General features: G+C 72.6%; 5 protein-coding genes. 4 read left to right on the top strand and 1 reads right to left on the bottom strand.

Going from position 1 to position 5302, the window contains the following annotated elements; all coding sequences use genetic code 11:
• Positions 1-330 (bottom strand): hypothetical protein (locus FJ251_13155; GenBank protein ID MBM4118656.1); only part of this gene is annotated, 330 nt, incomplete at its 3' end.
• Here FJ251_13155 and FJ251_13150 point away from each other — a divergent pair.
• From FJ251_13150 to hflX, 4 genes are all read left to right on the top strand, one after another.
• Positions 329-1225, top strand: a complete 897-nt coding sequence (locus FJ251_13150; protein ID MBM4118655.1) for an alpha/beta hydrolase — start codon at positions 329-331, stop codon at positions 1223-1225. The genes FJ251_13155 and FJ251_13150 overlap by 2 nt on opposite strands.
• A gap of 80 nt (positions 1226-1305) precedes the next feature.
• The gene (gene ftcD, locus FJ251_13145; protein ID MBM4118654.1) at positions 1306-3009 is read left to right on the top strand and encodes a glutamate formimidoyltransferase; all 1704 of its coding nucleotides are present in this window, start codon (positions 1306-1308) and stop codon (positions 3007-3009) included.
• 184 nt (positions 3010-3193) lie between these two features.
• Positions 3194-4438 carry an aminopeptidase P family protein gene (locus tag FJ251_13140; GenBank protein ID MBM4118653.1) on the top strand — a complete coding sequence of 415 codons (1245 nt, stop codon included), beginning with the start codon at positions 3194-3196 and terminating at the stop codon, positions 4436-4438.
• A 7-nt stretch (positions 4439-4445) separates the two neighbouring features.
• Positions 4446-5302, top strand: an 857-nt coding sequence (gene hflX, locus FJ251_13135) for a GTPase HflX (GenBank protein MBM4118652.1), incomplete at its 3' end; no start/stop codon positions are given.

The raw sequence follows: 5302 nt of genomic DNA, 5'->3' as shown, positions 1-5302 counted from the left end.
CGTGCCGTCCAGGGCGATGCGCCCCGCGCGCGGCGGGCCGGCCTCGGGGCCCTGCGTCCAGTCGAGCCGGCCGGCGGCGAGCACCGTCTCGCGCTTGCCGAACCAGGGATGGTGCTCGGGCCGATAGGTCTCGCCGCGCCAGACGGCCTCGCTGTAGCGCGTCGTCACGCTCGACCAGCCGATGAGGTCGCCGTCCACGCGGTTCTCGATGATGTAGTAGGTGGGCAGGGGCAGCGCTGGCGGGTCCGGCGTGACGGGAGTATCCTCTCCGCAGCCCGCGGCCGCGAGCAGGGTGAGGACGAACACGGCGCGACGGGCGAGGTGGGTCATGGCGGCGCTCCCGAATCCCCGGCAATATGGACCGCGCAGAGGGCCGGCGGCAAGCCTGCTCGCGGCGCTCGCCCTGGCCGCGCTCGCGCTGGGGCTGGCGACCTGCGCGCCCCGCCGCGAGCTGCCGCCCCCGGGGGCGGCGCCGCCGCCGGCGGGTCCGACCCACCGCGTGCTCTTCATCCACGGCTATCGCGGCGAGACCTGGTTCTGGGACCGCTTCTGGCTCGCGGCCCTGCGCTTCCTGCCGGCCAACTGCGAGGCCTACATCGTCACCGGCCTGCCGGGCCTGATGGGCGCCACGGAGGAGGCGGGCCCGGAAGGCCCGCTCGCGGCGCTGGAGGCCTGGCTGGCGGCGCAGGCGATCCCCTACGAGAACCTGCACCTCGTGGCGCACAGCATGGGCGGGCTCCTGGCGCGGCGCTTCGTGACCGCGCACCCGGGCGCCGTGCGGCAGGTCTTCCTGCTCGGCACGCCCTCCGGCGGCGTGAACATGCTCGGCGCGCTGAACCCCGGCGGCTGGTGCACGCCGGCGGGCATCGCCGCCTTCAATGCGGCCAACCCGCCCGACCCGCGGGTGAAGTGGTATGTGCTGGCCGGCGACCGCTTCAAGGACGGCAGCGGTGGCGCGGTGACCGAGCCCTACCCCAACGACGGCGTCGTCAGCGTGACCAGCGTGCTGGAGTTCGTGCGCCTGTGCGGCGACTCGGTGGCCGTCGTGTGGGCCACGCTGCCGCTCACGCATCCCACCTGGAACTGGGGCGAGAACCTGCTCGAGAGCAAGCAGTCGATCCGCTGGGTGATGACCGGACTGCTCGCCGACATCGCGCCGGGGGCCGTGCTCGACGAGCGCGAGCCGCGCGCGCGGGCGGCCGGCGAGGGCCCCGCCGCGCCTTGATCGGGCGCCCGCCCTGGACTATCCTGCAGCCCTTCGTGCCTGCCGGCGCCGCCGGCCCGGACGCCGTGAGGAGGAACTGCATGGCCACCATCATCGAGTGCGTGCCCAACTTCAGCGAGGGCCGCAATCGCGGCATCATCCAGGCCATCGCGCAGTCGATCCGCGACACCGCGGGCGCCACCCTGCTCGACGTGGACGCCGGCCCCGACTTCAACCGCACGGTCTACACCTTCGTCGGCGACCCCGAGGCCGTGCTCGCCGCGGCCTTCAACTGCGTGAAGACGGGCCTCGCCCTCATCGACATGACGCGGCACACGGGCGAGCACCCGCGGCAGGGCGCGGCCGACGTGGTGCCCTTCATCCCCGTGCGCGAGGCGAGCTGGGAGCAGTGCATCGAGCTGTCGCATCGGCTCGGCCGGCGCGTGGGGGAGGAGCTGGGCATCCCCGTCTACCTCTACGCGAAGAGCGCGCAGCGGCCCGAGCGCGTGGCGCTGCCGGACATCCGCAAGGGCGAGTACGAGGCCCTCGCCGCCAAGCTGAAGTCGCCCGACTTCAAGCCCGACTACGGGCCGCAGGTCTTCGTGCCGGCCAGCGGCGTCATGGTGACCGGCGCGCGGCAGTTCCTGATCGCCTACAACATCAACCTGAACACGGCGGTGAAGGCCAAGGCCAACGGCATCGCGCTGGACATCCGCGAGAGCGGCCGGGCCAAGCGCGACGAGGCGGGCGAGATCGTCCGCGACGCGCGCGGCCAGGCCGTGAACGAGCCCGGCACCCTGCCCACCACGCAGGCCGCGGGCATGATGTACGACGCGGCCACCGCCCAGGTGAGCATGAACCTGCTCGACTACACGCGCGTCGGGCTGTACCAGGCCTTCGCCGAGGTGAAGCGCCAATCCGAGCTGCGCGGCGGCGGGCTGGCCGTCACGGGCAGCGAGATCGTGGGCGTCGTGCCCAAGCAGGCCATGCTGGACGCCGCCCGCGCCCACTGCGGCCAGCACTGCGTGCGCCTGCCCGCCGGCGAGTGGGAGCAGATGGAGCTGGCCGCCGAGGCCCTCGGCCTGAGCCAGCTCTATCCCTTCAAGCTCGAGGAGAAGGTGATCGAGGTGATGCTCGAGCGCGGCACGGTCTCGCCCAAGGCGCTGCCGCCCGTGCCGCCCGGCCCGCTGATGGCGCTCGGCGTGGCCGAGTTCACCGAGGTGCTGGCCTCCAGCTCGCCCGCCCCCGGGGGCGGCAGCACGGCCGCGCTCTGCGGCGCGCTGGCCGCGGCGCTCGCCGCGATGGTGGCGCGCCTCACGCGGGGGAAGTCCTACGCCGCCGTCGAGGGCGAGATGGCCGACCTCTGCAAGGAAGCCGACGCCCTGCGCGCCAAGCTCGAAGCCAAGGTCGACGAGGACACCGAGGCCTTCGGCCAGGTGATGGCCGCCTTCAAGCTGCCCAAGGGCAGCGAGGCCGAGGCCGCCGCGCGCGAGGCGGCGATCCAGACGGCCACGCAGGCGGCCACCGCGGTGCCCTTCGCGGTGATGGAGCTGGGCCTGGCCGCGCTCCGCCACTGCGAGCGCGTGGCCGAGGTCGGCAACGCGAACAGCGCCAGCGACGCCGGCGTGGGCGCCCTGCTCGGCCTCGCCTGCGTGCGCGGGGCCTGTTTCAACGTCCGCATCAATCTCAAGGGGCTCAGCGACAAGACGCTTGCCGGGGACTGGCATCGGCGAGCCCACCTGTTGTATACTGAGGCCCAGGCCATCCATGACCGGGCGATCGCCCACATGGAGCGCAGCTTGTAACCGCACAACGGCCGCCGAGCGCGGCCATCTCGATCCCAGGCGGCGTCCGCCGAACCAGGATCGGGCCGGGTGAGCAGAAAAGGGGCGGCGCCGTCAGCGCGCCGCCCTTGCTGTTTTTCCCGCCAGCGTCGCATACTCCCGCAGCGCGCCGATACCCGCGCGCCCACCGCAAGCGAGGACGCCCATGCCCGCCGATAGGACCCTGCCCGCCCGCCTCGACGCCTTGATGGAAAAGGCCAAGCTCGACGTGCTGCTGCTCACCGGCAACACGGACGTGAGCCCGGCCTTCTGGTACCTGGTCGGCGGCCAGAAGCTCGAGGCCGCCACCCTGGTCTGGAAGCGCGGCGGCGAGCGCCTGCTCATTGTGGGCGACATGGAGCGCGATTGCGCGGCGAAGACCGGCCTGAAGTGGATCGCCCGCTCGACCACGCCCGCACAGGAGCTGGCCAAGCAGCACAAGAAACCCGGCGACGCGCAGCTCGCCTGGCTCGCCTGGGCGCTCCAGAAAGTGAACGCCAAGGGCCGCCTCGCCCTCTACGGCGCCGCGGGCCTGGAGAGCGCCGGCGCCTGGCTGCCGCGCGCGCGCCGCGCCTTCGCGGCCGTGGGCTGCACGCTGGTCGTCGAGAAGGCGCCGGTGATCGCCCAGGCCCGCGCGATCAAGACCGAGCTCGAGATCGAGGCCATGCGCGCGGCCGGCGTCGGCACCTGCGCGGGCTTCGAGGCCATCCGCCGCGCGCTCGCCGCCTGCCACGCCAGCGGCACGACGCTCCACACCGCCAAGGGCCTGCCGCTCACCATCGGCATGCTGAAGTCGGCGGCGGACCAGGCGATGGCCGCCCACGGGCTCACGAACATCCACGGCAGCATCGTGGCGCAGGGCGAAGAGGGCGGCGTGCCGCACAACGCGGGCACGGACACGCGAACGGTGAAGACCGGCCTGCCCATCGTCTGCGACATCTTCCCCAAGGACATCGCCACGGGCTTCTACTTCGACATGACGCGCACCTTCGTGCCCGGCAAGGCGACCGCCGCGCAGAAGAAGGCCTACGAGGACGTCCGCCAGGCTGCGGTGCTCGGCTTCGAGGCCTACACGCCCGGCCTCAGCTTCAAGGGCCTGCACGACCGCGTGGCGCACTTCCTCAGCGAGAAGGGCTACGAGAACCTCGACACGCACCCCGGTACGCAGGTGGGCTTCTGCCACGGGCTCGGCCACGGGCTCGGGCTCGAGGTGCACGAGGATCCCTTCGTGCGCGGCGGCAAGGCGCCGCTCGCGCCCGGCATGGTGATCACCATCGAGCCGGGGGTCTACTACCCGGCCAAGAAGCTCGGCATCCGCATCGAGGACGTGGCGGTGGTGCGCGAGGGCAACCTCGAGAACCTGACCGACTACCCCTGCGTGCTCGAGGTGCCGCTGCGCGGCAAGGCGTAGCCGAGCAATGGCCGAGGACCGCTTCTTCTACCCGCACAAGGCCGTGCCCCAGGAGCGCGCCGTGCTCGTGGGCACCGTGCTCCCCGGCGACGACCGCGATGAAGAGGAGGAGAACCTCCTCGAGCTGGCCCAGCTTGGTCGTGCCGCCGGTGCCCGCGTGCTGCACGCGCTCGTGCAGGAGCGCGACGCGCCGGACGTCTCCACCTACATCGGTCGCGGCAAGGTGGAGGAGCTGGCCGCGCTCTGCAAGGAGCGCGAGGCCAACCTGATCATCTTCGACAGCGAGCTGAGCCCCGTGCAGGCGCGCAACCTCGAGAAGCGCACGGAGACCAACGTCTGCGACCGCACGGAGCTGATCCTGGACATCTTCGCCCGCCGCGCGCGCACGCGGCAGGCGCGCCTGCAGGTCGAGCTGGCCCAGCTCGAGTACCTGCGGCCGCGCCTGCGCCGCATGTGGGAGCACCTCTCGCGGCAGGAAGGCGGCATCGGCACGCGCGGCCCGGGCGAGACGCAGCTCGAGGTGGACCGCCGCCGCCTGGGCGACCGCGTCATCCAGCTCAAGCGCGAGCTGGAGAAGGTGGCCCGCACGAGCGAGACGAAGGCGCGCCAGCGGCGCCGGCGGGGCTTCGGCGTGGCGCTGGTGGGCTACACGAACGTCGGCAAGAGCAGCCTGCTCAACGCGCTCACCGGCGCCGACGCCTTCGTGGCCGACGCCCTCTTCGCCACGCTGGACTCGACGACGCGCCGCCTGGATCTCGACGGCTCCGAGCCCGTGCTCGTCACCGACACCGTCGGCTTCGTGCGCAAACTGCCGCACCACCTCGTCGAGAGCTTCAAGGCCACTCTCGCCGAGGTGAGCGAGGC

Source organism: bacterium (assembly GCA_016873475.1).
GTDB lineage: Bacteria > Krumholzibacteriota > Krumholzibacteriia > JACNKJ01 > JACNKJ01 > VGXI01.
Note: the sequence above shows the minus strand (reverse complement) of the source record. Positions and strands in the feature narration are given on the sequence as shown.